23 protein-coding genes are annotated in these 26,605 nt (G+C 59.6%); 20 read left to right on the top strand and 3 right to left on the bottom strand.

What is annotated here, in order from left to right:
- The first annotated feature begins 29 nt into the window (after positions 1-29).
- The 18 genes from dapB (at position 30) to miaA (ending at position 20,045) form a co-directional block, all read left to right on the top strand.
- Positions 30-770, top strand: coding sequence for a 4-hydroxy-tetrahydrodipicolinate reductase (gene dapB / locus ICL81_RS08590; RefSeq protein ID WP_188034487.1), 741 nt, complete (start codon positions 30-32; stop codon positions 768-770).
- A gap of 2 nt (positions 771-772) precedes the next feature.
- Entirely contained in the window at positions 773-1,222 is a 450-nt protein-coding gene (locus ICL81_RS08585) for a hypothetical protein (RefSeq protein WP_188034486.1), read from the top strand.
- Positions 1,223-1,385: 163 nt separating this feature from the next.
- A complete protein-coding gene (locus tag ICL81_RS08580; RefSeq protein ID WP_188034485.1) occupies positions 1,386-2,987 on the top strand; it encodes an APC family permease in 1,602 nt (533 codons plus the stop codon).
- A gap of 148 nt (positions 2,988-3,135) precedes the next feature.
- Positions 3,136-3,942, top strand: a complete 807-nt coding sequence (locus tag ICL81_RS08575) for a thymidylate synthase (RefSeq protein ID WP_188034484.1) — start codon at positions 3,136-3,138, stop codon at positions 3,940-3,942.
- The gene (locus ICL81_RS08570) at positions 3,942-4,526 is read left to right on the top strand and encodes a dihydrofolate reductase (protein ID WP_251381978.1); all 585 of its coding nucleotides are present in this window, start codon (positions 3,942-3,944) and stop codon (positions 4,524-4,526) included. Before ICL81_RS08575 ends, ICL81_RS08570 begins: the two co-directional genes overlap by 1 nt.
- Before the next feature lie 48 nt (positions 4,527-4,574).
- Positions 4,575-5,552 carry a 4-hydroxy-tetrahydrodipicolinate synthase gene (dapA, locus tag ICL81_RS08565; RefSeq protein WP_188034483.1) on the top strand — a complete coding sequence of 326 codons (978 nt, stop codon included), beginning with the start codon at positions 4,575-4,577 and terminating at the stop codon, positions 5,550-5,552.
- A 14-nt stretch (positions 5,553-5,566) separates the two neighbouring features.
- Positions 5,567-7,243, top strand: a complete 1,677-nt coding sequence (locus tag ICL81_RS08560) for a ribonuclease J (RefSeq protein WP_188023733.1) — start codon at positions 5,567-5,569, stop codon at positions 7,241-7,243.
- Positions 7,244-7,271: 28 nt separating this feature from the next.
- Positions 7,272-8,876, top strand: a complete 1,605-nt coding sequence (gene murJ / locus ICL81_RS08555; RefSeq protein ID WP_188034482.1) for a murein biosynthesis integral membrane protein MurJ — start codon at positions 7,272-7,274, stop codon at positions 8,874-8,876.
- A 68-nt stretch (positions 8,877-8,944) separates the two neighbouring features.
- Positions 8,945-10,258, top strand: a complete 1,314-nt coding sequence (locus tag ICL81_RS08550; RefSeq protein WP_223160637.1) for a peptidoglycan DD-metalloendopeptidase family protein — start codon at positions 8,945-8,947, stop codon at positions 10,256-10,258.
- A gap of 113 nt (positions 10,259-10,371) precedes the next feature.
- Positions 10,372-13,242 carry a DNA translocase FtsK gene (locus ICL81_RS08545; RefSeq protein ID WP_188034481.1) on the top strand — a complete coding sequence of 957 codons (2,871 nt, stop codon included), beginning with the start codon at positions 10,372-10,374 and terminating at the stop codon, positions 13,240-13,242.
- Positions 13,243-13,262: 20 nt separating this feature from the next.
- Positions 13,263-13,859 carry a CDP-diacylglycerol--glycerol-3-phosphate 3-phosphatidyltransferase gene (pgsA, locus tag ICL81_RS08540; RefSeq protein ID WP_188034480.1) on the top strand — a complete coding sequence of 199 codons (597 nt, stop codon included), beginning with the start codon at positions 13,263-13,265 and terminating at the stop codon, positions 13,857-13,859.
- Positions 13,860-13,867: 8 nt separating this feature from the next.
- Complete coding sequence (locus tag ICL81_RS08535; protein WP_188034479.1) at positions 13,868-14,374, top strand: CinA family protein; 507 nt, start codon at positions 13,868-13,870, stop codon at positions 14,372-14,374.
- A 184-nt stretch (positions 14,375-14,558) separates the two neighbouring features.
- Positions 14,559-14,882: a helix-turn-helix domain-containing protein gene (locus tag ICL81_RS08530; RefSeq protein ID WP_188023727.1), complete on the top strand. Its 324-nt coding sequence runs from the start codon at positions 14,559-14,561 to the stop codon at positions 14,880-14,882.
- Between the two features lie 14 nt (positions 14,883-14,896).
- The gene (locus ICL81_RS08525; RefSeq protein WP_353055471.1) at positions 14,897-15,115 is read left to right on the top strand and encodes a DUF3046 domain-containing protein; all 219 of its coding nucleotides are present in this window, start codon (positions 14,897-14,899) and stop codon (positions 15,113-15,115) included.
- 312 nt (positions 15,116-15,427) lie between these two features.
- Positions 15,428-16,558, top strand: a complete 1,131-nt coding sequence (recA, locus tag ICL81_RS08520; RefSeq protein ID WP_188034477.1) for a recombinase RecA — start codon at positions 15,428-15,430, stop codon at positions 16,556-16,558.
- Between the two features lie 5 nt (positions 16,559-16,563).
- Positions 16,564-17,529 (top strand): regulatory protein RecX, encoded by a 966-nt coding sequence (locus ICL81_RS08515; protein WP_188034476.1) that lies wholly within the window; start codon positions 16,564-16,566, stop codon positions 17,527-17,529.
- Between the two features lie 24 nt (positions 17,530-17,553).
- Complete coding sequence (gene miaB / locus ICL81_RS08510; protein WP_188034475.1) at positions 17,554-19,113, top strand: tRNA (N6-isopentenyl adenosine(37)-C2)-methylthiotransferase MiaB; 1,560 nt, start codon at positions 17,554-17,556, stop codon at positions 19,111-19,113.
- Positions 19,114-19,124: 11 nt separating this feature from the next.
- Entirely contained in the window at positions 19,125-20,045 is a 921-nt protein-coding gene (miaA, locus tag ICL81_RS08505; RefSeq protein ID WP_188034474.1) for a tRNA (adenosine(37)-N6)-dimethylallyltransferase MiaA, read from the top strand.
- A gap of 9 nt (positions 20,046-20,054) precedes the next feature.
- Here miaA and ICL81_RS12030 read toward each other — a convergent pair whose 3' ends face one another.
- From ICL81_RS12030 to ICL81_RS08490, 3 genes are all read right to left on the bottom strand, one after another.
- Complete coding sequence (locus ICL81_RS12030; RefSeq protein ID WP_188034473.1) at positions 20,055-20,456, bottom strand: hypothetical protein; 402 nt, start codon at positions 20,454-20,456, stop codon at positions 20,055-20,057.
- Between the two features lie 747 nt (positions 20,457-21,203).
- Positions 21,204-21,548, bottom strand: coding sequence for a PadR family transcriptional regulator (locus ICL81_RS08495; protein WP_188034472.1), 345 nt, complete (start codon positions 21,546-21,548; stop codon positions 21,204-21,206).
- Positions 21,549-21,743: 195 nt separating this feature from the next.
- Positions 21,744-22,361: a methyltransferase gene (locus ICL81_RS08490; protein WP_353055470.1), complete on the bottom strand. Its 618-nt coding sequence runs from the start codon at positions 22,359-22,361 to the stop codon at positions 21,744-21,746.
- 83 nt (positions 22,362-22,444) lie between these two features.
- Between ICL81_RS08490 and hflX the strand changes: the two genes are divergently transcribed.
- Together hflX and metE are read left to right on the top strand one after the other, a co-directional pair.
- Positions 22,445-24,079, top strand: coding sequence for a GTPase HflX (hflX, locus tag ICL81_RS08485; RefSeq protein WP_188034471.1), 1,635 nt, complete (start codon positions 22,445-22,447; stop codon positions 24,077-24,079).
- 209 nt (positions 24,080-24,288) lie between these two features.
- Positions 24,289-26,604 (top strand): 5-methyltetrahydropteroyltriglutamate--homocysteine S-methyltransferase, encoded by a 2,316-nt coding sequence (metE, locus tag ICL81_RS08480; RefSeq protein WP_188034470.1) that lies wholly within the window; start codon positions 24,289-24,291, stop codon positions 26,602-26,604.
- Position 26,605: the final 1 nt, after the last annotated feature.

Genomic DNA, 26,605 nt, shown 5'->3' with positions numbered 1-26,605 from the left:
CTGACGGTGGTCACCGCTACGCTGGGAACATGGCAATTTCAGTAGCGGTGGCCGGTTCATCCGGTCGGCTTGGTTCTCTCATTTGCGACGTGATTGAGGAGGACCCGCGGTTCGAGCTGGTCGCGCGCCTGCGCAGCACTTCTGCCCCTGACGAAGGAGCAGACGCAGCGGTGCTGGTCGATGTAACGACGCCTGATGTCTCACAGGCGGTCGTAGAGCGGGCGTTGCGACGCGGTCAGAAAGTCATTGTGGGTACGAGCGGCTGGTCGCAGGAGCGTCTTGCAGAACTCGCCGCGCTGATTTCTGAACTTTCAGATGCCGGTGCGATTGTCGTCCCGAACTTTTCACTTGGCTCGGTGCTTGGCACCGCGCTTGCGCAGATCGCAGCGCCGTTCTTTGATTCGATAGAGATCATCGAGGCGCATCACGCAAAAAAGGTTGATTCTCCATCTGGCTCTGCAGTACGTACTGCAGAGCTCATGATGGCCGCACGCGACGGCAAGCCTGTTGACGCCCCATACGCAGATCAGACGGCTCGTGGCGAACTCATCGGGGGCATCCCCGTCCACAGTCTTCGTATGACCGGAGTCATGGCGAAGCAGGAGGTTCGAATGGGTGGCGCCGGTGAAGTGCTTACCGTGACGCATGACACCCTTTCCGGTGATTCATACAAGGCTGGCATTCGTGCAGCGCTCGCAGCTGCTCCTGATGCGACCGGTTTGACGGTTGGCCTCGATGCCCTGCTCGGGCTTGGCAAGGTGGGCGCATAACGATGAAAGCGCGTAATAACGCAATCTTTGGCATTGTCACTATGAGCGCGCTGCTGGTGCTCTACTTCTTCCTTGCCGGTGTAAAGGCAGTTGCGCTCATTATGTCGGGTGATGCAATTGCCGTAGCGATGGGTATCGCACTCGTCATTCTGCCAATCATTGGCGTGTGGGCGCTCGTGCGTGAAATCATGTTTGGCTACTCTGCAACGAAGCTGGTTGACCAGCTCGAAGCCGAGGGAAATCTCCCTGACGATCTGTTCGTGGTTGAGGGCGGTAAACGTCCGACGCACGAAAATGTCGAGGCAGTTTTTCCGAAGTATCAGCAGGCGGCAGAGACGGAGCCAGAGGAGTGGCGCAACTGGATGCGTTTGTCGATTGTCTACGATGCGGCAGGTGATCGAAAGCGCGCAAGACAGGCGACAAGACAAGCCATTTCTGTAGAACACAACTAAATCAGTGGCGTTTCTCTAGCCGATGCGACTTTTTCGAAGTATAGGCGTAAGATTCTTCGGAGCAAGTTAACTAGCCATACGTATTGCTGTGGGAAGCATTTGCTCTGTGCAAATGCGTATGGGATCTTCTCGCACTGAAGCGAGAGAAAGACGGAGTAGACGTATGTCTTCTAAGTACGACCAGAGCGTTCCTGAAGGTGCTACCCGCACCCTGGATTCGGTCACTGGAATTAGTAAGAAAGGTCTGGAATCAGGCACTGTCGGCGTTGTCGGCGCACTGGTTATTGGCCTTTCGGTGTGTGCGCCTGCGTACACGCTCACCTCGGCAATTGGTCCAGCAGCAAGTGAAGTTGGATATCAGACGCCGGCAATCTTCCTCATGGGCTTCCTGCCCATGCTGCTCGTTGCAATCGGTTACCGTGCCCTGAACTCGGCAATGCCTGACTCGGGCACTTCGTTCACCTGGGCGACTCGTGCATTCGGCCCGTGGGTGGGCTGGATGGCAGGTTGGGGCCTCATCGCGGCTACGGTGCTTGTTCTTTCGAACCTTGCCGGTATTGCTGTTGAGTTCTTGTTCCAGTCGATCGCAATCATGGCGGAAAACCCTGAGATTGCACTGCTTTCAGACAACAAGTTCATTAACATTCTCGTCTGCCTCGCGTTCATGGCCGTGGCGACCTTCATCTCGTATAGAGGTATGACCTCGACGAAGATCTTCCAGTACATCACCGTGGTGTTCCAGATGGCCATCATGATCTGGTTCGCTGTTGCGATGTTTGTCGGCGCAGCTGATCCTGCAAACACCGAAGGCCGTATGCCGGAACTCTCGTGGTTTAACCCGCTTGAGGTTTCGAGCGTGAGCGCATTCGCTGCTGGTATTGCAGTTTCGATCTTCGTGTACTGGGGCTGGGACACCATCCTCACCATGGGTGAGGAAACGAAGCCTTCCAAGGGTCGTATGTCGACTGAGAGCAAGGCCGCGATGATCCTCGTCGTCATCCTGGTGATCATGTATGTCGGTACCGCAGCGGCAACGGTTGCATACGCTGGCGTCGGCGATGGTCCGACGGGCCTCGGCAACTCCGACATCGCTGAGAACGTCTTTGCAGCGCTCGCGCATCCTGTCATGGGCCCGGCTGCGATCTTCCTCTCGCTTGCAATCCTCGTTTCGGCAATGGCATCGATTAACTCGACCGCTATTTCGCCGGCGCGTACCCTCCTCGCAATGTCGCACTATGGTGCTATTCCTGCCGCAATTAAGAAGATCCACCCCAAGTACAAGTCGCCTTACGTGGCGCTCATGCTGTCTTCACTTGTTGCTTCGATCTTCTACGCCGTTATGCGTTTCATCAGTGAAGACGTTCTTTGGGACACGATCACCGCGCTCGGCATGATGGTCTGCTTCTACTACGGCATTACTGCGCTTTCGAGCACCTGGTACTTCCGTAAGCTTGCTCCTAAGCAGGGCTTTGGTTCGATGATGTCGAAGGTTATCCTTCCTGGCATCGGTGGCGTCATTCTGCTCTTGGTCTTCATTCAGACGACTGTCGACAGCATGGATCCCGCGGCTGGTTCCGGGAGCAACATTGCCGGCATCGGCTTGGTTGGCCTGATCGGTGTTGTCGTTCTCGGGTTGGGTGTTGTACTCATGCTCATCCAGTCGCGTAAGACTCCTCGCTTCTTCAAGGGCCAGGTCCTTGAGCGCGTGGATGCAACGAACGATACGTCGATCATCGAGGTCTTCGACGACGGTCTGGGAAGCTAATTTCCTTCACTGCCTAGGCTGTGTAAATGGCGGTACCCCGGTGGGAAATCACCGGGGTACCGCCATTTTTGGTTGCGCCCACGGCTGACAAATGAACTTGACCAAGCGCCTCGGCCTCATGCCCTGACGATTCGGTAAGATTGAGCGCATGACTGCTGAGATCAAAACTCCATACGAAGACCTGCTTCGTGAGGTATATGAGACTGGTACTCCGAAGAGCGATCGCACGGGCACCGGCACGCGCAGTCTCTTCGGCCGCCAGATTCGCTACGATCTTGCAGGGTCGTTCCCGCTGCTCACGACCAAGCGTGTGCATTTCAAGTCTGTCGCGGTTGAGCTGCTGTGGTTCCTTCGGGGCGAGTCGAACACGCAGTTCCTCACCGACAATGGCGTGACGATTTGGGACGAGTGGGCTGACGAAAAGGGCGATCTCGGCCCCGTTTACGGTGTGCAGTGGCGTTCATGGCCAGCGCCCGGTGGCGAGCACATCGACCAGATTGCAAACGTCATCGAGCAGCTTCGCTCGAACCCTGACTCGCGTCGCATCATCGTCTCGGCGTGGAACGTTGCTGATCTTGACGAGATGGCGCTTATGCCGTGCCACGCGTTCTTCCAGTTTTACGTCGCTGATGGCAAGTTGTCCTGCCAGCTGTACCAGCGTTCGGCAGATATGTTCCTGGGTGTTCCCTTCAACATCGCGTCATACGCGCTGCTGACCCTGATGGTGGCGCAGCAGGTCGGCCTAGAGCCGGGTGAGTTTATCTGGACCGGTGGCGATTGCCACGTCTATGACAACCACGTTGAACAGGTTGAGAAGCAGCTTTCACGCGAGCCGTACGCGTACCCGCAGATCAAGATCAACAAGGCTGATTCGATCTTTGATTACACGCTCGAAGACTTCGAGATCGTCGGCTACGAGCACCACCCCGGTATTAAGGCGCCGGTGGCGGTCTAATGAAGCACGCAGAACGCACCATTGGTGAAGGTCTCGGCATGATTTGGGCTGAGGCAACTGGGGGAGTGATTGGCCGTGGCGGAACCATGCCTTGGCACCTGCCTGAGGACCTCGCGCATTTCAAACGAACAACCTGGGGCGCGCCGGTGATTATGGGGCGCCGGACTTGGGAATCACTTCCTGCGAGTTTCCGGCCGCTTCCCGGGCGCACCAACGTTGTTATTACGAGTGATGCGGCATATGTCGCTGACGGTGCGACCATTGTTGCGACGCTTGAAGAGGCTCTTGCGCTCACGAAGTCGGCTGTGCGCGATGCTTATACGGCGGCATGCGCCGCTGATGCTGAAGCGGCCAACAATGACTGGCCAGCACGCGCTGCGTGGATCATGGGCGGCGGCCAGCTGTACCGAGCCGCGATGCCGCTTGCTGACGAGCTCGTAGTCACGCGGATCGGCCTCACTATCGACGACGCAGACACCTTCGCGCCTGAAATTGGGCCTGAGTGGCATCTTGCAGAACAGGGACCTGAAGAGCAATCACAGCAGGGGCTCGGGTACGTTTTCGAGCGCTGGTCACGTCTCTGATCCGTAATCTGGATAATCTCACCAGCCCGATTCGGGTAGCCTAGGTAAGTGGCAAATATTGAGAACCCCTTCGGGCAGGTCCTGGTCGCGCTTGTAACACCGTTCGATGCTGACGGTGAAGTTGACTGGGCTGCGACGGAGCAGCATATTGAAAACTGCATTCAGGGCGGTGCTGACGGCATCGTCGTGACTGGAACGACCGGTGAGACGTCTACCCTCACCGACCCTGAAAAGTTGAAGCTCGTCCAGGTTGCGAAATCTGTGGCGAGCGGCCGCGCAAAGATTATTACCGGTGGCGGATCGAACGAGACCGCACACGCAATTGAGCTCTACCGCGCGAGTGAGCGCGCGGGTGCAGATGGTGTCATGATCGTGACCCCGTACTACAACAAGCCCACCCAGGCGGGCTTGCTCACTCACTTCCGCATGGTTGCTGACGCAACTGACCTTCCCACCATCCTGTATGACATCCCTGGTCGTACCGGTGTTCCGATCGCGTATGAGACGATTCTTCGTCTCGCGAAGCACCCGAACATTGTGGCTGTGAAGGACGCGAAGGGCGATCTTAGCGAGGTGAGCCGAGTGCTCAACCAGACTGATCTGCTCTACTTCTCGGGCGACGACGCGAACGTGCTTCCGCACCTTTCGATCGGAGCCTCTGGTCTCATCGGTGTGACGGCAAACATTGCGCCTGCACCGTACCGTGCGATGGTCGACGCGGTTAACGCCGGCGACCTGCACGCAGCAACGGCTGTACACAAGAACCTCGAACCGCTCGTGCGCGCAGTCATGACGCATGTTCCGGGAACGGTTGCAGCGAAGTACATTCTCCACGGCCTCGGCCGCATTTCGAGCCCGCGCGTGCGTTTGCCGCTCGTCGGACCCGAAGAATGGGAAGCAGCAGTCATCGAAGATGAACTGTCGCTGGTTCGCGATGTACCCGGTGTTGACTTTACGAACTTCCGACCGGACCGCAATGCGGCTGCCGGCGGTGCTCTGCCCAAAATCGCAGGCACCACCCGATAAACACAGGAGGCTTTGTGCCGAACCCCCCGTACGCTCCGCCAGCCCTCGAAGAGGGTACGCTTCGCATCACGCCACTCGGTGGTCTGGGCGAAGTTGGCCGAAACATGACTGTCTACGAGATCAACGGCAAGCTGCTGATCGTCGACTGTGGCGTGTTCTTCCCCGAGGTGCAGCACCCCGGCGTCGACCTCATCCTTCCCGACATCTCGAAGGTTGAAGACCGTCTCGAAGACATTGTCGCGGTTGTGCTCACGCACGGCCACGAGGACCACATCGGTGGTGTCCCGTATCTCCTGAAGATGCGCGAAGACATCCCGCTTGTCGGTTCGAAGCTGACCCTGGCATTCGTGTCGGCAAAGCTCAAGGAGCACCGTATCCGCCCGGTCACGCGCGTTGTGGCAGAGGGGGAGCGCACCAAGTACGGCCCGTTTGACCTCGAGTTCATCGCTGTGAACCACTCGATTCCCGATGCGCTTGCTGTTGCAATCCGCACTGACGCTGGTCTCGTGATCGGCACCGGTGACTTCAAGATGGATCAGCTCCCGCTTGATGGTCGCATCACTGACCTGCGCGCGTTTGCTCGCCTGGGTGAAGAGGGTGTTGACCTCTTCATGACTGACTCGACGAACGCAGATGTTCCAGGCTTCACTCCGCTTGAGAAGAACATCGGCCCAGTTATCGAACAGGTAATCTCGCGTGCGCCTGGGAAGGTAGTCGTGGCGAGTTTCTCGAGCCACGTACACCGCGTTCAGCAGGTGCTCGATGCAGCTCACGCCAACGGCCGCCAGGTTGTTCTTCTCGGACGTTCGATGGTTCGCAACATGAAGATTGCGTCTGATCTTGGGTACCTCAACGTTCCCGAGGGTGTACTGGTCGATCTCAAGAAAAGCGGCGACATTCCTGATCACCGTATCGTCTACATGTCGACCGGTTCGCAGGGTGAGCCGATGGCTGTCCTCAGCCGCATGGTCAACCAGGAACACCAGGTCGAGGTCGGCAAGGACGACACCGTCATCCTCGCTTCGAGTCTCATTCCTGGTAATGAGACCTCGGTCTACCGTGTTATCGACGGCCTCATCAAGCTCGGTGCCAACGTTGTTCACAAGGGCAACGCAAAGGTTCACGTCTCAGGACACGCAGCAGCAGGCGAACTCCTGTACTGCTACAACATCGTTCGTCCGAAGAACGTGATGCCGATCCACGGCGAATACCGCATGCTCGTCGCAAACGCTGCGCTCGCAATTGAGACCGGCGTTCCTGCGAACCGCACAGTTATCGCTGAGAACGGCACCGTTGTTGACCTTGTTGATGGCGTTGCACGCGCTGTTGGACAGATCGATACCGAGTTCATTTATGTCGACGGCAAGAGCGTTGGCCGCGTCACTGAGGATGACCTCAAGGACCGCATGACGCTTGCAGAGGAAGGCTTCATCTCGGTCATTACCGTGGTTGAGCCGACTACGGCGCACATTGTTTCGGGCCCCGACATCCACGCAAAGGGTGTTGCCGAAGATCGTCGCGTCTTTGACAAGATCAAGCCGCAGATCGCTGATGCGCTTGAGGCAGCTATGAAGGACGGCGTGACCGACCACAAGCAGCTGCAGCAGATCACGCGCCGCACGATTGGCCGCTGGGTGGGCACCAAGCTCCGCCGCAAGGCAATGATCGTGCCTGTCGTGGTCGTCGTCTAACTCCCGCTGGGGAACGAAAGGTCAGAGGGTGGCTTCTGGGATCGCGCGCGCGAGTGCGCTGATGGCATCAGGCACGATGGTGTCGCGAATGCTTGGCTTCGTAAAGACAGCCTTGCTCGCGTTCGCGATCGGTCAGACGCAGTCAATTTCAGCCGACGCATTTGCGAACGGCTCAATGCTCCCAAACACGCTCTACCTCATGCTGGTGGGCGGCATGTTGAGCTCCGTGCTCGTGCCGCTCATCGTCAAAGCATCGCAAGCGCCTGATGGGGGCGCCGCTTACATTAACAAGATCATGACATTGATCTTGACGATTCTCGGCACGGTCACCGTGCTGGCAATGGCGGCCGCCCCCTGGCTCGTGCACATTTTCACCCTTGAATTCCCGGCGGATCAGCGCGCACTCGCGACTGCGTTCGCCTATTGGTGCCTTCCGCAGATCTTGCTCTATGGCCTCTTCACGGTCCTGGGTGAGGTGTTGAACGCACGTAGTGTCTTTGGTCCGTTCTCCTGGGCGCCAGCGATCAATAACCTCGTTGGAATTGCCGGCATCGCCGCGTTCATTCTCATTTTTGGTGCGGATCCCGACGGCCTTCGCACTGTCTCTGAATGGAATGGCTGGAGCATCGCGCTGTTGGCTGGCAGCGGAACCCTCGGTGTCGCGATCCAGTCTGCGATCCTGTACATCGCATGGACGAAATCGGGGATCCGCTACCGTCCTGACTTCCAGTGGCGCAATATGGGCCTTGGCGAGACTGCTCGGGTGGCAAGCTGGAGCCTTGGCTCTGTCGTCGCAATGCAACTCGGGAGCATTATCACTACAAACGTGGCGAATAGCGCCTCCGGTAGTGGGCCGTCTGCTGCTGCTATGCAGAATGCCTGGCTCTTGTTTATGCTGCCGCACTCGGTCATTGCGATGTCAATTGGCACGGCGTTCTTTACGCGGCTTGCTACCGCAGGACAGACCGGCGATACCGTCGGTTATCGCGAGAATTTCCAGTCCGCGACCCGGGCGATCAGCATTGTCATGCTGTTCTCGGCCGCGTTAATGATGGCTGTTGCCCCGTACGTGAGCCGCGTCGTACTCTTTGCTACCGATGAGTCGCAAGTACAGATGTTCACGCTGGTGCTTCGCGGGTACCTCATCGGACTTGCAGCGTTCAGCTTCTTGTACGTGGTGCAGCGCGGCTTCTTTGCGCTCACAGATATGAAGACCCCGTTCTTCTTTAACCTCGTGCAGATCATTCTGTACTCTGGCGGCGGCCTGTTCTCGCTGATGCTGCCGCATCAGTTCACCGTTGTTGGCCTGACGATCACGTGGGCACTTTCGACAATTATTGAGTGCATTCTTGCGGTTGTTCTCCTGCGCCGAAAAGTCGGGTTGCTCGGTGGTCGGCGGATCCTGCGAACGCTCACGAGTGCGGTGCCTGCAGCAGTCATTGCTGCGGTCATCGGAATCGCGTTGGTGTCCCTCTTCGACGACAACTTGGGCCTCGCCACTGTGTTTGATGCGATTTGGCGCTCAGTTGTCATCACTGTAGTGACCGGAATTGTCTTTGTTGGCGTACTCGCGATCACGCGTTCGCCCGATCTCCGGCTTATTTTGGCTCGTCTGAAAGCGCGATCGAACTGAGAATGCTAGCGTTCTTTGAATAGTGTCTTCGGGCACGTCCTACACCGAACACTGACACGGGAGGCCGTATGAGAACTCACACTTCTGCTGAAAGCAACGCGCGACGCAGATGGACGGGTGTGGTCGGCCTTGCGGCAGCTGCGTGCATCATCGCTACTGGACTTACCTTGGGCGCATCTCCGGGCCAGGCGGTCGATGCCGATCTCCCTACCTGGGATGACGTGCAAAAGGCGAAGCAAGATGTCAACGCGACTGATGCCAAGATCACTGAGATCGAAGCGCTCCTCGTGCAGGTGGCGAAGGAAGTAGAGACGACAAAGCAGGCTTCTATCACCGCAGGAAACGCGCTTGCGCAGGCAGAAGATGACTTGCTCGCCGCGAATGAGCGAGTTGAGGCTCTTGAAACCAAAGCGAGTGAGAGCGCAGCGGAAGCGGATGCTGCCTCGCGCGAGGCCGCTTCATTGGTCTCTCAGATGTATCGTTCAGGTGGCGTCGATCGCAACATGGAACTCTTCCTCGAGAGCGACGCCTCGACAGCCGATCAGCTGCTCGAGCGTCTTGCTGTGATGTCGAAGGCTTCGGAGCGGAACTCCAAGGTTGCTGACGACGCAACTCGCGCCCGCAATAATGCGGAGACGCTTGGTCAGCAGGCTGAATCTGCATCAGCAGAACGTGAGCGTTTGCAGCAGGAAGCCGCAGAGCGCAAAGAAATCGCGACTGTAGCCGCAGCTGCAGCCGTCGAGAAACAGACGACACAGGAAGAACAGCAAGCGACGCTAGAAGCGCAGCTTGACGCTCTCAAAGACAAAACCGCGAAAACGGTTGAGGGCTACGAAGAGCGCGTACGCCAAGAGGCAGAAGAAGAGCGACAGCGACAGGAAGCCGCACGTAAGGCTGCAGAAGAAGCTGCGCGTAAGGCCCAAGAAAACAACAACAACAATAACGGCGGCGGCGGCGGTGGCGGTGGCACTGTTAAACCACCCACCGGTGGCGGTGGCTGGGGCTATCCGCTCGCATGGAACAACGTGAATGAGGAATTCGGCGGTGCACGCAACCACGGAGGTCTGGACTTCGACGGTGCCGAGTGGACGCCAATTTACGCGGTTGCTGCAGGCCGCGTCAGCGCGTGCTACGAGTTCAGCAATTACGGCAATGCGGTTGATATTCAGCATGCAGATGGATCGAAGACTCGGTACGCTCACCAGCCCTACGGTGGCATCATCGTGAACTGCGGCCAGTGGGTTGAGAAGGGTCAGCAGATCGGTCACGTGGGAAATACAGGTTGGTCAACCGGCCCTCACCTGCACTTCGAAACTTGGCCGAATTCCTGGAGCCGAGTTGATCCGCGTGGCTTCATGGCCGCACGTGGCGTGTACTTCTAAACCAGCGATTTTCGCATACTGATTCAGCCGCCTACGGTCACCGTAGGCGGCTGAATCATAGGCGCGCCGAACTGAAGCACACGCATGTCGGCGGCGCCTTGTACCGTATTCACATGGCCAAAAACTCGTCAGCGAACGGCAAAGCCCGGAAAACGCCCGCGAAGAGTCGTAACTCTTCCGGGTCTCAGGCGACCGCGCGCACCCGAGTGCTTATGGAAGCTGAGCCAAGCTCGCCGTTCATTGTTCGTGTCTGGGAGAGCATTGCGCACGCAGTCGGTGGCGCTGCTCGCACATTCCGTGCGGAGCCTCTTGACGCGGCAGATCGTCGCGATGGTTTCCCGCTGTTCCTGGTAGTGCTTGCGCTCATAGGCGCGATCCTAGAGTGGTTTGCAATTGGCAGTGACGTCGCTTCTCAGATCACGGCATATACCTTTGGCGGCCTGGTCGGGCGTATCGCCTTCGGTCTTCCGATCATCATGTTCTGCTTTGCGTTGTGGCTGTTCAACCACCCACTGAGCGTGAATGACAACCGCCGTATCGCGATCGGACTCTTCCTCGCAGTCGCGAGTGCGTCTGGCCTCACCCATCTCTATGGCAATGAACCTCAGCCCAGCCAGGGAATGCCAGCACTTTCTGCCGCTGGTGGACTTCTGGGTTGGCTGGTTGGCACTCCACTTGGCGCGTTGACCAAGTGGTTCGCCGTGCCTGTTCTCTCGCTCTTGCTGGTCTTCGCGGTGCTGATCATCACGAAGACCCCGCCAGGCCGTATTGTGCGACGTATCCGCGAAGGGTATGCGTACCTCTTCGGCGAGCAAGCACCTGTACAGCCTGAGCCAACACCGCGCAGTTCGCGTGCGCGGGCAAAGAATGACGAGTCCGATGCTGCGCTCTTCGACCACGACTCTCCTGAATCGCTGCCCTGGTGGCGTCGTAATTCAACAGGGCGCGAGGAAGATCCTGACTTCGTGCAGGCAGCCGAAGCGCTTGACGACGTGCTCCCTGCTGAGAAAAGTGGGAGCGGCGCATTCGAATCTGCCTTCGCTACTGACGACGCGGTAACTGCAGTGGTCGGCGCATCCGAAGAGACAGCGGCGATCGCCACCGGTGACCCGTTCGCCGACCTCGGCCTCGGAACTGACTTCTTGAGCTCGGAGGTAAGCGGTGCGCGAGGGGGCTCAGGCCTTGGGGATGATTCACCCCAGGTGGAAACTCGAATTCTCGAGCTTGACGACTTGGACGCTGTGGACGGCGATGTGCCTGCGGCTCCCGCTTTCGAAGTTGCACCGCTGCATGACCCGTCAGTTGCCTCCACTTATGATCTTCCTGATGCACGCATTCTGTCAGAAGGATCGACACCCAAAACCCACACCGATGCCAACGATCAGATCATGGCAGCAATTGGTCGGGTGTTCGAAGAGTTCAAGGTTGACGCGCAGGTTACCGGGTTTTCACGCGGCCCCACTGTAACGCAATATGAGGTTGAGCTCGGACCCGGTGTGAAGGTTGAAAAGGTTACTGCGCTTTCGCGCAACCTTTCGTACGCTGTCGCTTCAAATGAGGTTCGAATTCTCTCGCCGATCCCTGGTAAGAGCGCCATCGGCATTGAGATCCCGAACACCGACCGTGAGAATGTCGCGCTTGGCGACGTACTTCGTTCTGCGAAGGCACAACGCTCGACGCACCCGATGACCATCGGTGTTGGCAAGGACGTCAAGGGTGGCTTCGTGATTGCCAACCTTGCCAAGATGCCTCACCTGCTTGTAGCCGGTGCAACGGGTTCAGGTAAGTCAAGCTTTATCAACTCGATGATCACGAGTATTTTGATGCGGTCAAAGCCTGAAGAGGTGCGCATGGTACTCGTCGACCCGAAACGTGTTGAACTCACCGTCTACCAGGGTGTTCCTCACTTGATTACCCCCATCATCACGAACCCGAAGAAGGCTGCCGAAGCGCTTCAGTGGGTCGTGAAAGAAATGGACATGAGGTACGACGACCTCGCGAGCTTCGGCTTCCGTCACATTGATGATTTCAATGCTGCAATTCGTGAGGGCAAAATCATCCTGCCAGAGGGCAGCGAACGCAAACTCAAGCCGTACCCGTACTTGCTCGTTGTCGTTGATGAGCTCGCAGACCTCATGCTGGTCGCACCACGAGATGTTGAAGACTCAATTCAGCGCATTACACAGCTCGCACGTGCCGCAGGTATTCATCTCGTGCTTGCGACCCAGCGCCCTTCGGTAAACGTCGTCACTGGCGTGATCAAGTCAAACGTTCCCAGCCGCTACGCGTTCGCTGTCGCTTCGGGTACCGATTCACGAGTCATTCTCGATGAGGTCGGTGCTGAGCGTCTGATCGGACAAGGCGACGGCCTGTTGCTCTTGAACGGTGAATCTAGCCCGATGCGTGTGCAAGGTGCTTGGGTGAACGAAGCTGAGATCGCCCGTGTTGTCGAGCACGTGAAGACTCAGGCGCGTCCTGAATACCGTGCAGACGTTGCGCAGGTCGTTGAGAAGAAGGAAATCGACGCAGATATCGGCGATGACCTGGAAGTGCTTATCGCCGCAATCGACCTCGTTGTAACTTCGCAGTTTGGGTCCACCTCCATGCTGCAGCGCAAGCTGCGTGTGGGGTTCGCGAAAGCCGGCCGTCTTATGGATCTGATGGAGTCGAGAGAAATCGTCGGCCCCTCTGAGGGTTCAAAGGCTCGCGATGTACTTGTCTCACCCGAACAGCTTCCTGAGATTCTCGCGCGCATTACTGGCACGCCTTCCCCATCTGCTGTGCCTGTCGCGCCCCCTGTTGTATCCGCAGCGCCACAAGTGATTGCCGAACCTGTTGATCAGTTCTCTGGTAGCAGCGCAACAACCGTTCTCGATGACCACTCAGATGATCGTTACAACGATCCGCTTGCGAACTCGTCAACCGATGATGGCGACGATGATGAACCTAACGAAGATGCCTGGCAACTCACAGGCCGGGACTAAACGAATACGAGATGAGCTCCATGACGAACGCACCCGCAGCACGACAGAGCAATTGGAATGCGCCCAACATCATCACCGGTGCTCGCATTCTCGCGACTCCACTGTTTGTCTGGCTGATTCTCGCGAGTGGAGATTCGGTGGCCATGCGTTGGGGCGCGACAGCATTCTTCGTAGTGGCAATTGCGACCGATGCGCTCGACGGCTATTTGGCTCGTTCGAAGGGTTTGATCACCGATCTCGGTAAGCTCCTTGACCCCATCGCAGACAAGGTATTGACCGGGGCTGCAATGGTTTGCCTCTCGATCATTGCCGAGCTTCCCTGGTGGGTGACCATCGTCGTGCTCGTGCGCGAGGTAGGCATCACGATCCACCGGCTGATGATCGTCAGCGACGTCGTGGTGGCTGCTGCCTGGATGGGCAAGCTCAAGACCGTTGCGCAGTCGGTTGCAATTGCTCTCGCGCTGACGCCGCTTTCGCAGATCGACGGGATCGCTGGCACAGTCTTCGAGTGGGTGAATATCATCACGATGAGTATCGCGGTGTTCCTCACTATCGCGAGCGGCATCGATTACATCATCGCGTATGTCCGCAGCCAGCGTGCTGCACAGGCCGAGTAGCGGCCACCATGAGTAGCGCCGCTGCAGTTATTGAGCGCTGTGCGGAGTTGGGACTGCGACTTGCGATAGCCGAGTCGCTCACTGGGGGAATGCTCTGCGCCACTCTGGTGGGCGTTCCTGGTGCTTCACGGGTGGTGTCAGGGGGAGTGATTGCCTACGACACCGCCATCAAGGCATCGTTGCTTGGCGTTTCCCAAGAGAGGCTCTCCGTATACGGTCCAGTCGATGCTGAGGTCGCAAAACAAATGGCGGCCGGCGTGCGGAGAACGTGTGCAGTTGCCGGCGTCCCCGCTCAGCTCGGTATCTCAACGACCGGTGTTGCCGGGCCGGATCCTGATCCGCAGACCGGTCAGCCGGTTGGCACAGTGTGGGTGGGGTTGAGCTTGGGTGAGATGACGAAGGCAATTTTGGTTGATGTGGCGCCCGGGAGCAGACAGCAAATTCGTGAAGCAACGGTTATCGCGGCGATCAATGCTGCCCAAGAGTTGCTCACACATCCCGACTTTTCTTCGTAATAGCTGGGAGAAAACCGTAAACCTGAGTGGAGTTCACTCAGGTTTGGGAAATTGTCGGAATAGATCGAGTAGGGTCGAAGTTGTATTCGATGACCGGCAAATGTGTCGAGGTGAGTGCGAGAATCGCACAAGCCGGATATTCTTACAAAAATGGCCGACGGCCACTGCGAAGGGGAGGTAACCGATGGTACTGATGCGTCAGGAGCTCGGAGACGTTCTGCGTGATTTCCGACAGCAGAAAGGTCGCACCCTGCGTCAAGTTGCGGGCGATGCGAGCGTTGCGCTTGGCTACCTGAGTGAGGTGGAGCGCGGTCAGAAGGAAGCTTCGAGTGAGATTCTCGCGGCAGTCGCTGATGCGCTTGACACCCCGCTCTCGGTAATCCTCGGCGAAGTGAGCGAACGGCTCGCGCTTGTTGAGGGAATTTCTATGCCGCTCTCGTCGCGCTTCCCGGACACCGTTCCTGATGAACTGGTGACCGACTTTAGCTCTTCGCTCGTCGCTGGCTAGTCCACCCGATGCGCATGCGCGCGCTGCGAACCGCGGCCGCAGAAGAATTTGGTGCTGCCCATGCAGGCGTGCTGTTCCGGGACTATTGGGTGACAGGTCTGGCGAGTACGCCAGACGAAGCCCTTGCGCGCGGGGTGGAACCCCGTGTTGTCTGGGTTGCGCTCTGTGAGGAGTTTGATGTGCCGGAGTCGCGACGTCACGGTCGCGGCCTTGCGAATCCGCGTAAGGATTAATTGCGGACAATGCCCCGTCAGAAATGACGGGGCATTGTTGCGTCTGGGGGGCTCCAGATGGAGGTTTTTGGCGACACGCCAAACCTTTGTTCGAATGTGTGTTCGAAGCTTGTTACTGTCGTTCTCGAAGGTCTGATCGGACGATTATCCACAAGCAAACTTCTGAATATTGAAATGTCAGTGGTTGGTTCTAGATTCTGAAGTGAAGACATTCAAGCCTTGTCGGCCCCACTCTGGGGTAGCGATAGTCGGTAGGCAGCAAATTAGCTGGCACTCATCAGAGTCCAGGCCGAGAACACCAGGAGCATGAACATGGCCGCACCCAAAGATCGTGAAAAAGCACTTGAGTCTGCACTCGCGCAGATTGACCGTCAATTCGGTAAGGGCGCGATCATGCGCATGGGCAGCGAAGAGCGTCCGCCGGTAGAGGTCATCCCAACCGGCTCGGTTGCTCTTGATGTTGCGCTCGGAATTGGCGGTCTTCCCCGTGGTCGAATTGTGGAGATTTACGGCCCTGAATCCTCGGGTAAGACGACACTAACGCTGCACGCAATTGCCAACGCTCAAAAGCAGGGAGGCATCGCTGCCTTCATTGACGCTGAGCACGCACTCGATCCCGATTATGCGCAGAAGCTGGGTGTCGACATTGACGCGCTGCTCGTCGCGCAGCCCGATACCGGTGAGCAGGCGCTCGAGATCGCAGACATGCTGATTCGCTCCGGCTCGGTCGATCTCGTTGTTATTGACTCCGTTGCCGCGCTCGTGCCGAAGGCCGAGATCGACGGTGAAATGGGTGACAGCCACGTTGGTCTTCAGGCGCGCCTTATGTCGCAGGCGCTCCGTAAGATCACGGGTAGCCTCAACGCGACGAAGACCACCGCTATCTTCATTAACCAGCTTCGCGAGAAGGTCGGCGTCTTCTTCGGCAGCCCAGAGACGACCTCAGGCGGTAAGGCGCTGAAGTTCTACGCTTCGGTTCGCCTTGATATCCGCCGTATCCAGACGCTGAAAGACGGTACCGACGCTGTTGGCAACCGTACTCGTGTGAAGGTCGTCAAGAATAAGATGGCCCCTCCTTTCAAGCAGGCTGAGTTCGATATTCTTTACGGTCACGGCATCTCGCGTGAGGGCTCGCTCATTGATTACGGTGTCGAGCACAACTTCATTAAGAAGAGTGGTGCTTGGTACACCTATGAGGGTGATCAGCTTGGCCAGGGCATGGAGAATGCTCGGCGCTTCCTCATTGAGCACGCTGATGTTGCACTCGAGATTGAAGAGAAAATTCTCACCAAGCTTGGCGTGAATGGACGTAAGGAAGAGCCTGCACTCGAGGCGAAGGTGGCTGATGCCGCTCCGGCCGCAGCAGACGCGACGAAGGGTGCCGCAACAAAGGCGCCAGCAGCCGCTGCGAAGACTCCCGCTGCTGCGAAGAAGAGTGCGTAAGTTCCATGGTCGTTCGGTTTCTGCCGGTTCCCGATGGGGAACCGGCACCGGCGCGGCCAGACCGCGAAAACTTTGCTGAGGTAGTCGAGCTCCGCGCGCGCTTCAGCTCCAGTTGGGCCACCCCTGCACAGGATGACGAATCTTTCGGGGATTCGACAGTTGCAGGCTCGGTTGAAGCGTTCTCCAGCCTCCGGGCTGGAAACCTCGTTACGGCAGCTTCACTGCGCGGTGATGCCAGTGCTCAGCCCGCGGTCAAGGCGGAAGCGTCCCCGGACGTCGACAATGGTGTGGTTTCACTTGCCTCCCATCGGAAGCGAAAGGTCTCTGGTGAGTCTGACGTGGCGCCAGCCTCGGAGTCGAGTACGGCAAGCTTCTCCGAGCCTGCTCCAGCGTCACCAAAGCGCAAGCGCGCAGCAAGCCCCCGCGCCGCTGAAATAGCAGACACAACCGAGGGCGAAGATACGCCGCTCAACGACATTGATGATGACGTTGTCCGCCTCATGGCCAAAAAAGCGCGTTCGAGCGGCGAGTTGCAGCGTGAGCTTGTACTTCTCGGTCATCTCGAGTTCGACGCTGAAGATGCGGTCGCTCGTGCGGTGGAAGCGTTGTACGTCGACGACGAAGGCCTTGCGCGCGCGGTTTGCACGAAGCTTCGCGACGGAAAAGGCGCGAGTCGTAGCCAAATCAGACAGAAGCTCCGTGATCGAAAGCTCCCAGACTCGGCGATCGAACTTGTCCTTGATGAGCTTGATGAGGAAGATGAAGACGCCCTGCTGCGCGAGACCGCGTTTGACCGCGCCCGCAAGATGGGCTCGCTTGATCGCGCAACCGCAGAGCGACGCCTCCTCGGCTTCCTAGCCCGACGCGGATGGGGCGGCGAAGCCGCACGTCGAGCAGTGCGTGACGCCCTCGAAGGCGGTACCCAACGACGCGGTGGGAGTGGCCGCTCAGGCGGTGTGCGCTTCCAGTAATACTCCTCGGTAGAATTGTGAGTTATGACCGCACCAGTTTCTGACCCCGTAACGATTGAGCTGTCTCCGGCCGCGCTCCGCCCCGACGGCAGCCCCCGAAGCTACACCGTTCGCACGCTCGGGTGTCAGATGAACGTGCACGACTCAGAGCGCATGTCTGGTTCGCTCGAGGCGGCCGGTTATGTGCCGGCAGAAGATCCGGCTCACGCGGACGTCGTGGTGATTAACACCTGCGCCGTCCGCGAGAACGCGGCGACCAAGCTCTATGGTCAGCTGGGCACACTGAATCGCACCAAGCTCGGCCGTGCGGGCATGCAGATTGCCGTCGGCGGTTGCCTGGCGCAGAAAGACCAGAGCGCCATCGTCGAAACCGCACCCTGGGTCGATGTCGTGTTCGGCACCCACAATGTGGGTTCGCTTCCGCAGCTGCTTGAGCGAGCTCGGCACAACGCAGAAGCGCAGGTCGAAATTCTCGAATCCCTCGAGCGTTTCCCATCGACGCTCCCAACGAAGCGTGACTCTGCCGCGAGCGGTTGGGTGTCGATTTCCGTCGGCTGCAACAACACCTGCACCTTCTGTATCGTGCCCTCGCTTCGCGGTAAGGAAAAAGATCGCCGCCCAGGTGACATTCTTGCCGAGGTGCAGGCGCTCGTTGATGACGGCGCGATCGAGGTCACGTTGCTTGGCCAGAACGTGAACACCTACGGCGTTGAGTTTGGTGACCGTCAGGCCTTTAGCAAACTACTCCGTTCGATGGGCGAGATCGAAGGTCTGGAGCGAGTACGCTTCACAAGCCCGCATCCCGCGGCATTCACCGAAGACGTGATTGCTGCGATGGCCGAAACGCACAATGTGATGCCGCAGCTGCATATGCCGCTGCAGTCAGGTTCGGACACCGTTCTCAAAGCGATGCGACGCTCATACCGTTCGAAAAAGTTCCTTGGAATTCTCGACTCGGTTCGCGAACAAATCCCTGGCGCCGCAATCACGACCGACCTCATCGTAGGCTTCCCAGGCGAAACCGAGGAGGACTTCGAAGATACGCTCCGAGTCGTCGAGGCCTCGCGCTTCTCAAACGCGTTCACTTTCCAGTACTCGATTCGTCCAGGTACTCCTGCCGCTGAGATGGAAGACCAGATTCCTAAGGAGATCGTGCAGGCGCGTTACGAACGTCTCATGGCCTTGCAAGATCGCGTCGCAGAAGAAGAGAACCGCAAGCTCATCGGTACGTCCGTCGAGATTCTCGTTTCGGCCGGTGCGAGTCGAAAAGGCGAGGCGACGCACCGCCTCCACGGTCGCTCAGCAGACAACCGTCTCGTGCACTTCTCGGTCCCGGAGGGTGCAGAAACGCCACGTCCCGGAGACATGGTCACGGCGCGTGTGAGCGATGCCGCTCCGTACTTCCTCATCGCAGATGACACCGAAATCTACGCGGTCCGCCGGACGCGCGCTGGTGACGCATGGGATCGCCGGCAGGCAGACAGCTGTGGCGTTCCGGCAACCCCCGGCGCGTCCGCCTCCGCGGCAGGTGCTGCGGTGAATCTCGGGCTGCCGACTCTCCGCGTCGGCGCGCCGACGATGTGAACGGGCCTGAGATGACTGACTCCGCAGAGCCTGAACGCAAGCCCCACCTGTGGGCCGTCGTTGGCGCAACTGGCACGGGAAAAACCGCGCTGTCGCTTGACCTTGCGACCCGCCTCCAAGCTGAGCACGGAGTCGCCGCTGAGATCATCAACGTCGATGCAATGCAGTTCTATCGCGGAATGAACATCGGTACCGCGAAGCTGCCCGAAGCTGAACGACAGGGCATCCCGCACCATCTCTTTGAAGCGCTCGATCCGCGCGAGGAAGCGACCGTTGCCTGGTACCAGCCGACCGCGCGCGCACTCATCGAAGCGATCCACGCGCGCGGCAACGATGCGATTCTGATTGGCGGATCAGGCCTCTACGTCTCGAGCGTCATCTTTGATTTCCAGTTCCCGCCGCGAGATGAGGCGATCCGCGCCCGGCTCGAGGCGGAGTGCGAACGGGACGGGGTCGCGCCCCTGCTCGCGAGGCTTGCAGCGTTGTCACCCGAGACGGCCGCGGCGGTGGACGCACGGAATCCGCGTCGCGTGATCCGTGCGCTCGAAGTTGCCGAAATGGGCGGTGACGCGCAGGTGACGTTGCCGACAGCGCCGGTGTACTGGTACCAGCCCACGCGCATCCTCGGCGTGCACTGCGAGCGTGCAGAGCTTGTTGAGCGGCTTGATCGCCGCGTCGAGCAGATGTGGGCTGACGGTCTCATCGCTGAGGTCGAGGCATTGCTCCCGAACGGCCTCGAAGAGGGGCCGACCGCGAGCCGTGCGATTGGATATGCGCAGGCGATCGCACAGATTCGCGGGGAGAAAACGCAGGAAGAGGCGATTGCTGAAACGCAGTTCCTTACTCGGCGCTACGCCCGCCGCCAGGTGAGCTGGTTCAAGCGCTACGCCGACGTGACCTGGTTGTCGCCGGGGGAGCCGGCACCGCTGTAGCGGCGCGACCTAACGGTTTCGTGCTTTGCGATAGGCAGACACCGATCCGGTGCCGGCAGCGATCGCGCCGAAGAGAAGTCCGGCAATCGGGAAGATCAGCCAAGAGATGTTCCACGCGTTGCCGATGAAGCTCCACAGCAGGTATGCGATCACAACGAACGGCCAGTAGAAGGACGCGATGACACCGATGATTCCGCCGTCTGCCTGCTCGGTGTTCACGAGGTGAGCCGCCACCGGGCCGCGTGCGCTGAGGATCTGCGACACTGATCGAGCCCAAGACGCTGAAACGAGCGTCGCAATGCCAATGGCTACCATGACCAGGGTGATCGCGACGCCGACCAGTAGCCAGGCACCGCGCGAGGGTTCCTGCGCCAGCAGCGCCAGCAGCACCAGCGGGAGTGGAGCAAACACCCAGCCACATCACCGCGAGCTGCAGCGCGCGTACGCGGCGGCGTTCATGCGTCTCGGCAACCGTCTCGACCCAGACCGTTACGGACTGGTCGGGGGTGAACTGAAGCTCGCGAATCCGCCGATGCGGACCCATCGTGCGCGTCACATCTATCATGAGGAACACCCCAACGGCGATGAACACGAACTGCGCGACAAGGCCGACCGCCAGTGCAGTGCTTGTCGTGACAGCGTGCGGGGACGCGTTGTGCCATGCAAGAAGCAGGATCACGATTACGGGTGAGGTGACAAACAGGGCAACGGCGCTTGCGAGGCGACCATTCACCTGGCGTCTTGCGTTCGAATAGGCCTGTGCTTCTTCGAGGGTGACGGCAGGGTGCGACTGAGACACCCGTGCCGCGGCTGGGGACGCAGGCGATACGGGAGAGGTGGCCGGTGCTGCAAAGGCGGCTGGTGTGCCCGATGCAACTGAAGCACCAGAAGAATCAGCGGTGCCGTGGAGACCTGGGGCAGGCATCGCGTGGGCGCTTGACTGGATCTCTGCCGAGATACCCAGCGTCGGAGCGATCTCATCAATGTTGCCAAACTCGGAGATGACACCTCCGATGGCCTCGTTTTCTGACATTCCGGCCGCGATGAAACCCTGGTAGGCGTCTTCCATCATGGTGCGAAGCTCGGCCTTTGCCTCGAAAAGCTTCGGCGTCTGCGGATAGGTGCCGAACATGGTTTCGAGGTAGGCAATGATCGTGTTCATACTGCTGTTCCTTCGATGAATCGGTCGACGACGGTCTTGGTCTGTTGCCATTCCGCCACTTTTTCGCGGAGGTGGGCTTCGCCCTCTGGCGTGATTTGGTAATAGGTGCGCGCTTTACCTGTCGCGGACTCGCCTGGGTACGAACTCACAAGCGCCGACTGTTCCAGCCGCTTCACCGCTGTGTAGAGCGTGGTCTGCTTGATGCTGTAACTGCCAGCGCTCGTCTCACCGATTTGCTGTACGAGTTCGTATGCGTACGACGGGCCGGAGCGTAGTAGTGATAGCACCATGAGATCGACATATCCGTGGATCGCGTCAGCACTAATTAGCTGCTCGTTCATTGCGCCCCCTCACCTTCGTTGCACTCGCCGTACTACGGTAGTCGTAGTACGTCAAACGAGTGTGGTCCGCGAAGCCCCGCCAACTACGCGAAAAGGGCTCCTTCTCCCGAAACGGATAGTTTCTTGCGACAGAAACTAGTGTTTTCGAGAGAAAGAGCCCTTTTCGAGGGTGTGAGGGGCTAGGAAGCCAGGAGCCTAGTCGCGCAGGGCCTCAATGATGTGGAAGCCTTTGCTGCGCGCGATGCGGTCAATGCTCAGGTCATCGAATGAGGCGTCGATCCACTTCTGTAGTGAGTCAGCGCCAAGGTGCTTCGCGACCACGAGGTACGCCGAGCCACCGGGCATGAGGCGGGGAAGCCAGGTCGACAGAATCTCGTGCAGCACTTCCTTGCCCACGCGAATAGGCGGGTTCGAACGAATCTGCGCGAACTGCAGGTCTGCGGGGACATCTTCGGGGGCAGCAACATGCACGTTGGTGAGGCCGAGGCGGGCCGCATTGGCTGCGGTGAGCTCGCGCGAACGAGCATTGACGTCGACGGCCCAGACGGGCGTCGACGGGTTCTCGAGCGCCGCGTCGAGTGCGATGGGTCCCCAACCGCAGCCGATGTCGAGAATCGGGCCAGCATCGCCGACGCCGTTTGCCTCAATGTCGATGAGTGTATCGAGCAAGATCTCCGTACCGCGGTCAAGGTGCTCGGGGCTGAAGACACCGCCGGCCGTTGAGACGGTCCGCGGCTCACCCGCAAGGATGACCTCGATGTCGCGCAGGCGCATCTCGCCGGCCGGGGTTTCGGAGAAGTAGTGCTGATTCACCCCTCAAGTATCTCAGGCGAGGGGTGCGCTTGCGGTGAACAGGGCTGTCAGATCGCCCGCGTGCGGCTTAGACTGGAGGTCAGATGACGAAGAACAACGATTTCGATGCGCCAGAGTTCGACGAGTTCGATGATGAGTTCGGCAGCGATGCGGCCGCAGACGACACCGGTTTTGATGCGGCAGATCCGCTCGCGCGCCTGCTTGCCCGTGCAGATCGCGAGCAAGCCCATGTGACCCGTGACCTCGGTGAGGAGCCGCTGCGCCGTTTCGGAAGCGGCCAGGCTCAGGCGCTTGGTGACGACGCGCACGACGCAGAGCACGATGCGTATGACTCGATCCGTATGGAGCGCGACGACCGTGCTGCGCTCACGCGTATCTCTGGCCTTTCGACCGAGCTTGAAGACGTCACCGAAGTTGAGTACCGTCAGCTTCGCCTGGAGAACGTCATTCTGATCGGTATCTACTCGGCGAAGAGTTCGGAAGACGCGGAGAACTCGCTGCGCGAGCTTGCCGCGCTTGCGGAGACTGCCGGCGCAAATGTGCTTGATGGCTTGCTGCAGCGCCGTCCGAACCCCGACCCTGCGACGTACCTCGGCAAGGGTAAGGCTCGTGAGCTGGCTGACTTGGTGGCCGCGACCGGCGCCGATACCGTCATTGCCGACACTGAACTCGCGCCGAGCCAGCGCCGTGCGCTTGAGGATGTCGTCAAGGTAAAGGTCATTGACCGCACCACGGTGATCCTTGATATCTTCAGCCAGCACGCAAAGAGCCGTGAGGGCAAGGCGCAGGTCGAGCTTGCTCAGCTCGAATACCTCATGCCCCGCCTGCGTGGTTGGGGTGAGTCGATGTCCCGTCAGGCCGGTGGCCAGGTTGGCGCCGGTGGTGCTGGTGGCGCTGGCATGGGCTCGCGTGGTCCCGGCGAGACAAAGATTGAGCTTGATCGTCGCCGGATCCGCACCCGCATGGCCAAGCTGCGCAAGCAGATCGCTGGCTTCGCTCCGGCGCGTGAGGCAAAGCGCGCGAACCGTAAGCGCGGAGAGGTGCCATCGGTCGCGATCGCTGGCTACACGAACGCTGGCAAGTCGAGTCTGGTGAACCGCCTGACCGCGACTCAGGAACTCGTGCAGAACCAGCTGTTCGCGACCCTGGATACCGCGGTGCGCGGATCGGAGACTACCGACGGTCGTACGTTCACGTACACCGACACTGTTGGCTTCGTGCGAAACCTGCCGCACCAGCTCGTTGAAGCGTTCCGCTCGACGTTCGAAGAGGTTGCCGATGCAGACGTGATTCTCCACGTCGTTGACGGTTCTCACCCAGACCCCGAAGCGCAGCTGAAGACTGTGCGCGATGTCATTGCAGAGGTAGATGCGCAAGACGTAACCGAGATTGTTGCCTTTAACAAGGCGGATCTCTTCGACGACGCGCAGCGCATGCTGCTCCACGGCCTCGTACCCGACGCGGTCTTCGTGTCAGCACGCACCGGCGAGGGGCTCGAAGAGCTCAAATCTCGGGTGTATGCCGCACTCCCGGTTTCCGATCGCGAGGTCACGGTCGTGGTGCCCTACGACCGGGGTGACCTCGTCGCAGAGATGCATGAGCGCAACCGCGTGCTCGAGACGGAGTACGTCGAGACTGGTACACAGGTCCGCGCGCTCGTCAGCGACGAAATGTACTCGAAGCTCGAGCCGTACCTGGTTGAGGAAGTTGCGTTGTAGGCAGCATCCGGCAAGCGCCGACCCTATAAGCAGTCCGCAATAACCCCGTCACCCATAAGGCGGGGTTATTGCATAAGTTCACGTTATTCATATAGCGAAATATTCGTGCGTCATGTGACACCCCGAAGTTAGCGTGTAAGCGTTCCACGGGGAGGGCCTCGCGATGCAGCGGCGGTCCAATCCTTGAGTTCTACTTAAAGGAAGTCACCATGACCGCACACGCACTGCCCACCGCCACCATCCTCGGCTACCCCCGCATCGGCCGCGAACGTGAACTCAAGCGCGCGGTCGAGTCGTTCTGGAAGGGCGACATCGACCAGGCTGAGCTCCGCACTCGCGCAGCAGCTCTCCGCGCGACAACCCGCGCACGCCTGGTTGAGCTCGGCCTCCCCGCAGCCGGCGGAGCTGTTCCTGAGAGCTTCAGCTTCTACGACCAGGTACTTGACGCGACCCTCGCGCTTGGTGCGATTCCGGCCCGCTTCGGCGCGATCGAGGGTAACGACCTCGACGTCTACTTCACGCTTGCTCGCGGAAACGCAGAGCACCAGCCGCTCGAGATGACCAAGTGGTTCGACACCAACTACCACTTCTCGGTCCCCGAGATCTCGGAGCACACCGCGTTCGCCGCGCACCCCACAGCACTCGTCGAACAGGTTCGCGAAGCACAGGCGCAGGGCATTGAAACCCGCCCCGTGCTTGTCGGCCCGGTCACCTACCTGCTCCTGGCGAAGGCCGCAGATGACGCAGCTGCAGACTTCAACCCGGTCAGCCGCCTTGCTGACGTCGTCGCTGTCTACGCTGAGTTGCTTGAGGCGCTCGCCGCAGCTGGCGCAACCTGGGTGCAGTTTGATGAACCCGCACTCGTCTCTGACTCGGTGCCCGGCGATCGCAAGGCCACCCTTGCCCTCATCGAGCAGGCGTACGAGCAGCTCGGCGCAGTGGCAAACCGACCGAGCATCCTCCTCACGACCCCGTACGGCAATGCGGCTGACGCACTCGTCGCACTGGGCAAGCTCCCGGTCGAGGCCGTCCACGCAGACCTTGTGCGCGGATCCCTTCCCGCAGCAGCCCTCGCTGACGGCACGTTCGCATCGGCGTTCGAGGGCAAGCAGTTCGTTGCCGGCGTTGTTGATGGCCGCAACATCTGGCGCACGGACCTCCGCGCGGCATTCGAACAGACCGAGACCGCCCAGCGCGCTGGCGTGAACACCGTCATTGGCACCTCAAACAACCTGCAGCACGTCCCGCACGATGTCGCTGCTGAGTCGAAGCTCGATGCACGCCTGAAGTCGTGGCTCGCATTCGCTGATCAGAAGGTCGAGCAGGTCGTTGTCCTCGCGAAGGGACTCACCGAGGGTGCAGCTGCAATCGAAGCTGAGCTCGCAGAAGTCGACCGCGTACTCGCTGACCGCGCCTCGGCGCCTGGTGTACGCGTTGACGCGATCCGCGCCCGTACCGGTGCAGTGACCGCCGCAGACCGCGATCGCGCGTCGGAAGAAGATCGCCGTGCAGCGCAGCTCGCACTTGGCATCCCTGAGCTCGCAACGACCACGATTGGTTCGTTCCCGCAGACCACTGAGATCCGCAAGGCACGTGCATCGTTCAACCGCGGGGAGATCGATGGTGCTGCGTATGATGAGTTCCTGCGCGCTGAGATCGGTTCGGTCGTGAAGCTCCAGGAAGAGATCGGCCTGGACGTGCTCGTGCACGGCGAGGCTGAGCGCAACGACATGGTGCAGTACTTCGCTGAAAACCTCGACGGTTTCTCGGTGACTGAGAACGGCTGGGTGCAGTCGTACGGCACGCGCGCGACCCGCCCCTCGATCCTCTGGGGTGACGTGTCACGTCCCGCACCCATCACCGTCGCGTGGAGCAGCTACGCGCAGTCACTCACCGATCACTTCGTGAAGGGCATGCTCACCGGGCCCGTGACGATCCTCGCGTGGTCGTTCGTGCGTGACGATCAGCCGCTCGCAGACACCGCGAACCAGGTTGCGCTCTCGCTGCGCGATGAGATCGACGATCTCGTTGCCGCCGGCATCAAGATTGTCCAGGTCGATGAGCCCGCACTGCGCGAGCTCCTTCCCTTGGACGCGGATCGCCAGGCTGCGTACCTTGACTGGTCGGTCGGCTCGTTCCGCCTTGCGACCGCTGGCGCTGCTCCTGAGGTGCAGATCCACACGCACCTCTGCTACTCGGAGTTCGGTGAGATCATCGATGCCGTTGACGGCCTCGACGCAGACGTCACCTCGATCGAGGCCGCGCGCAGCCGCATGGACGTCGTCGTACCGCTCGGTGATCACGGCTACAGGCGCGGCATCGGCCCCGGTGTCTACGACATCCACTCGCCGCGCGTGCCGAGCATCGAGGAGCAGACCGAGCTCATCCGTATCGCTGCCGAGCACATCCCCGGCAAGCAGCTCTGGGTGAACCCCGACTGCGGTCTGAAGACCCGTGGTTACGACGAGACCGTTGCCAGCCTGAGCAACCTCGTCGCAGCTGCGAAGGCAGTGCGCGGAGCCTAAA

The sequence above is a fragment of the Leucobacter sp. cx-328 genome, assembly GCF_014530035.1.
Taxonomy (GTDB): domain Bacteria; phylum Actinomycetota; class Actinomycetes; order Actinomycetales; family Microbacteriaceae; genus Leucobacter.
This window is presented reverse-complemented; position numbering and strand designations above follow the sequence as displayed.

Coding starts and splice junctions, on each gene's coding strand:
- ICL81_RS08495 (WP_188034472.1), bottom strand. CDS start 21,548: ATGAACGAGCAGCTAATTAGTGCTGACGCGATCCACGGATATGTCGAT.
- recA (WP_188034477.1), top strand. CDS start 15,428: ATGGCCGCACCCAAAGATCGTGAAAAAGCACTTGAGTCTGCACTCGCG.
- miaA (WP_188034474.1), top strand. CDS start 19,125: ATGACTGACTCCGCAGAGCCTGAACGCAAGCCCCACCTGTGGGCCGTC.
- ICL81_RS08515 (WP_188034476.1), top strand. CDS start 16,564: ATGGTCGTTCGGTTTCTGCCGGTTCCCGATGGGGAACCGGCACCGGCG.
- miaB (WP_188034475.1), top strand. CDS start 17,554: ATGACCGCACCAGTTTCTGACCCCGTAACGATTGAGCTGTCTCCGGCC.
- hflX (WP_188034471.1), top strand. CDS start 22,445: ATGACGAAGAACAACGATTTCGATGCGCCAGAGTTCGACGAGTTCGAT.
- pgsA (WP_188034480.1), top strand. CDS start 13,263: ATGACGAACGCACCCGCAGCACGACAGAGCAATTGGAATGCGCCCAAC.
- metE (WP_188034470.1), top strand. CDS start 24,289: ATGACCGCACACGCACTGCCCACCGCCACCATCCTCGGCTACCCCCGC.
- ICL81_RS08575 (WP_188034484.1), top strand. CDS start 3,136: ATGACTGCTGAGATCAAAACTCCATACGAAGACCTGCTTCGTGAGGTA.
- ICL81_RS08580 (WP_188034485.1), top strand. CDS start 1,386: ATGTCTTCTAAGTACGACCAGAGCGTTCCTGAAGGTGCTACCCGCACC.
- ICL81_RS08530 (WP_188023727.1), top strand. CDS start 14,559: ATGGTACTGATGCGTCAGGAGCTCGGAGACGTTCTGCGTGATTTCCGA.
- ICL81_RS08545 (WP_188034481.1), top strand. CDS start 10,372: ATGGCCAAAAACTCGTCAGCGAACGGCAAAGCCCGGAAAACGCCCGCG.
- ICL81_RS08585 (WP_188034486.1), top strand. CDS start 773: ATGAAAGCGCGTAATAACGCAATCTTTGGCATTGTCACTATGAGCGCG.
- ICL81_RS08570 (WP_251381978.1), top strand. CDS start 3,942: ATGAAGCACGCAGAACGCACCATTGGTGAAGGTCTCGGCATGATTTGG.
- ICL81_RS08525 (WP_353055471.1), top strand. CDS start 14,897: ATGCGCGCGCTGCGAACCGCGGCCGCAGAAGAATTTGGTGCTGCCCAT.
- dapB (WP_188034487.1), top strand. CDS start 30: ATGGCAATTTCAGTAGCGGTGGCCGGTTCATCCGGTCGGCTTGGTTCT.
- ICL81_RS08550 (WP_223160637.1), top strand. CDS start 8,945: ATGAGAACTCACACTTCTGCTGAAAGCAACGCGCGACGCAGATGGACG.
- ICL81_RS08535 (WP_188034479.1), top strand. CDS start 13,868: ATGAGTAGCGCCGCTGCAGTTATTGAGCGCTGTGCGGAGTTGGGACTG.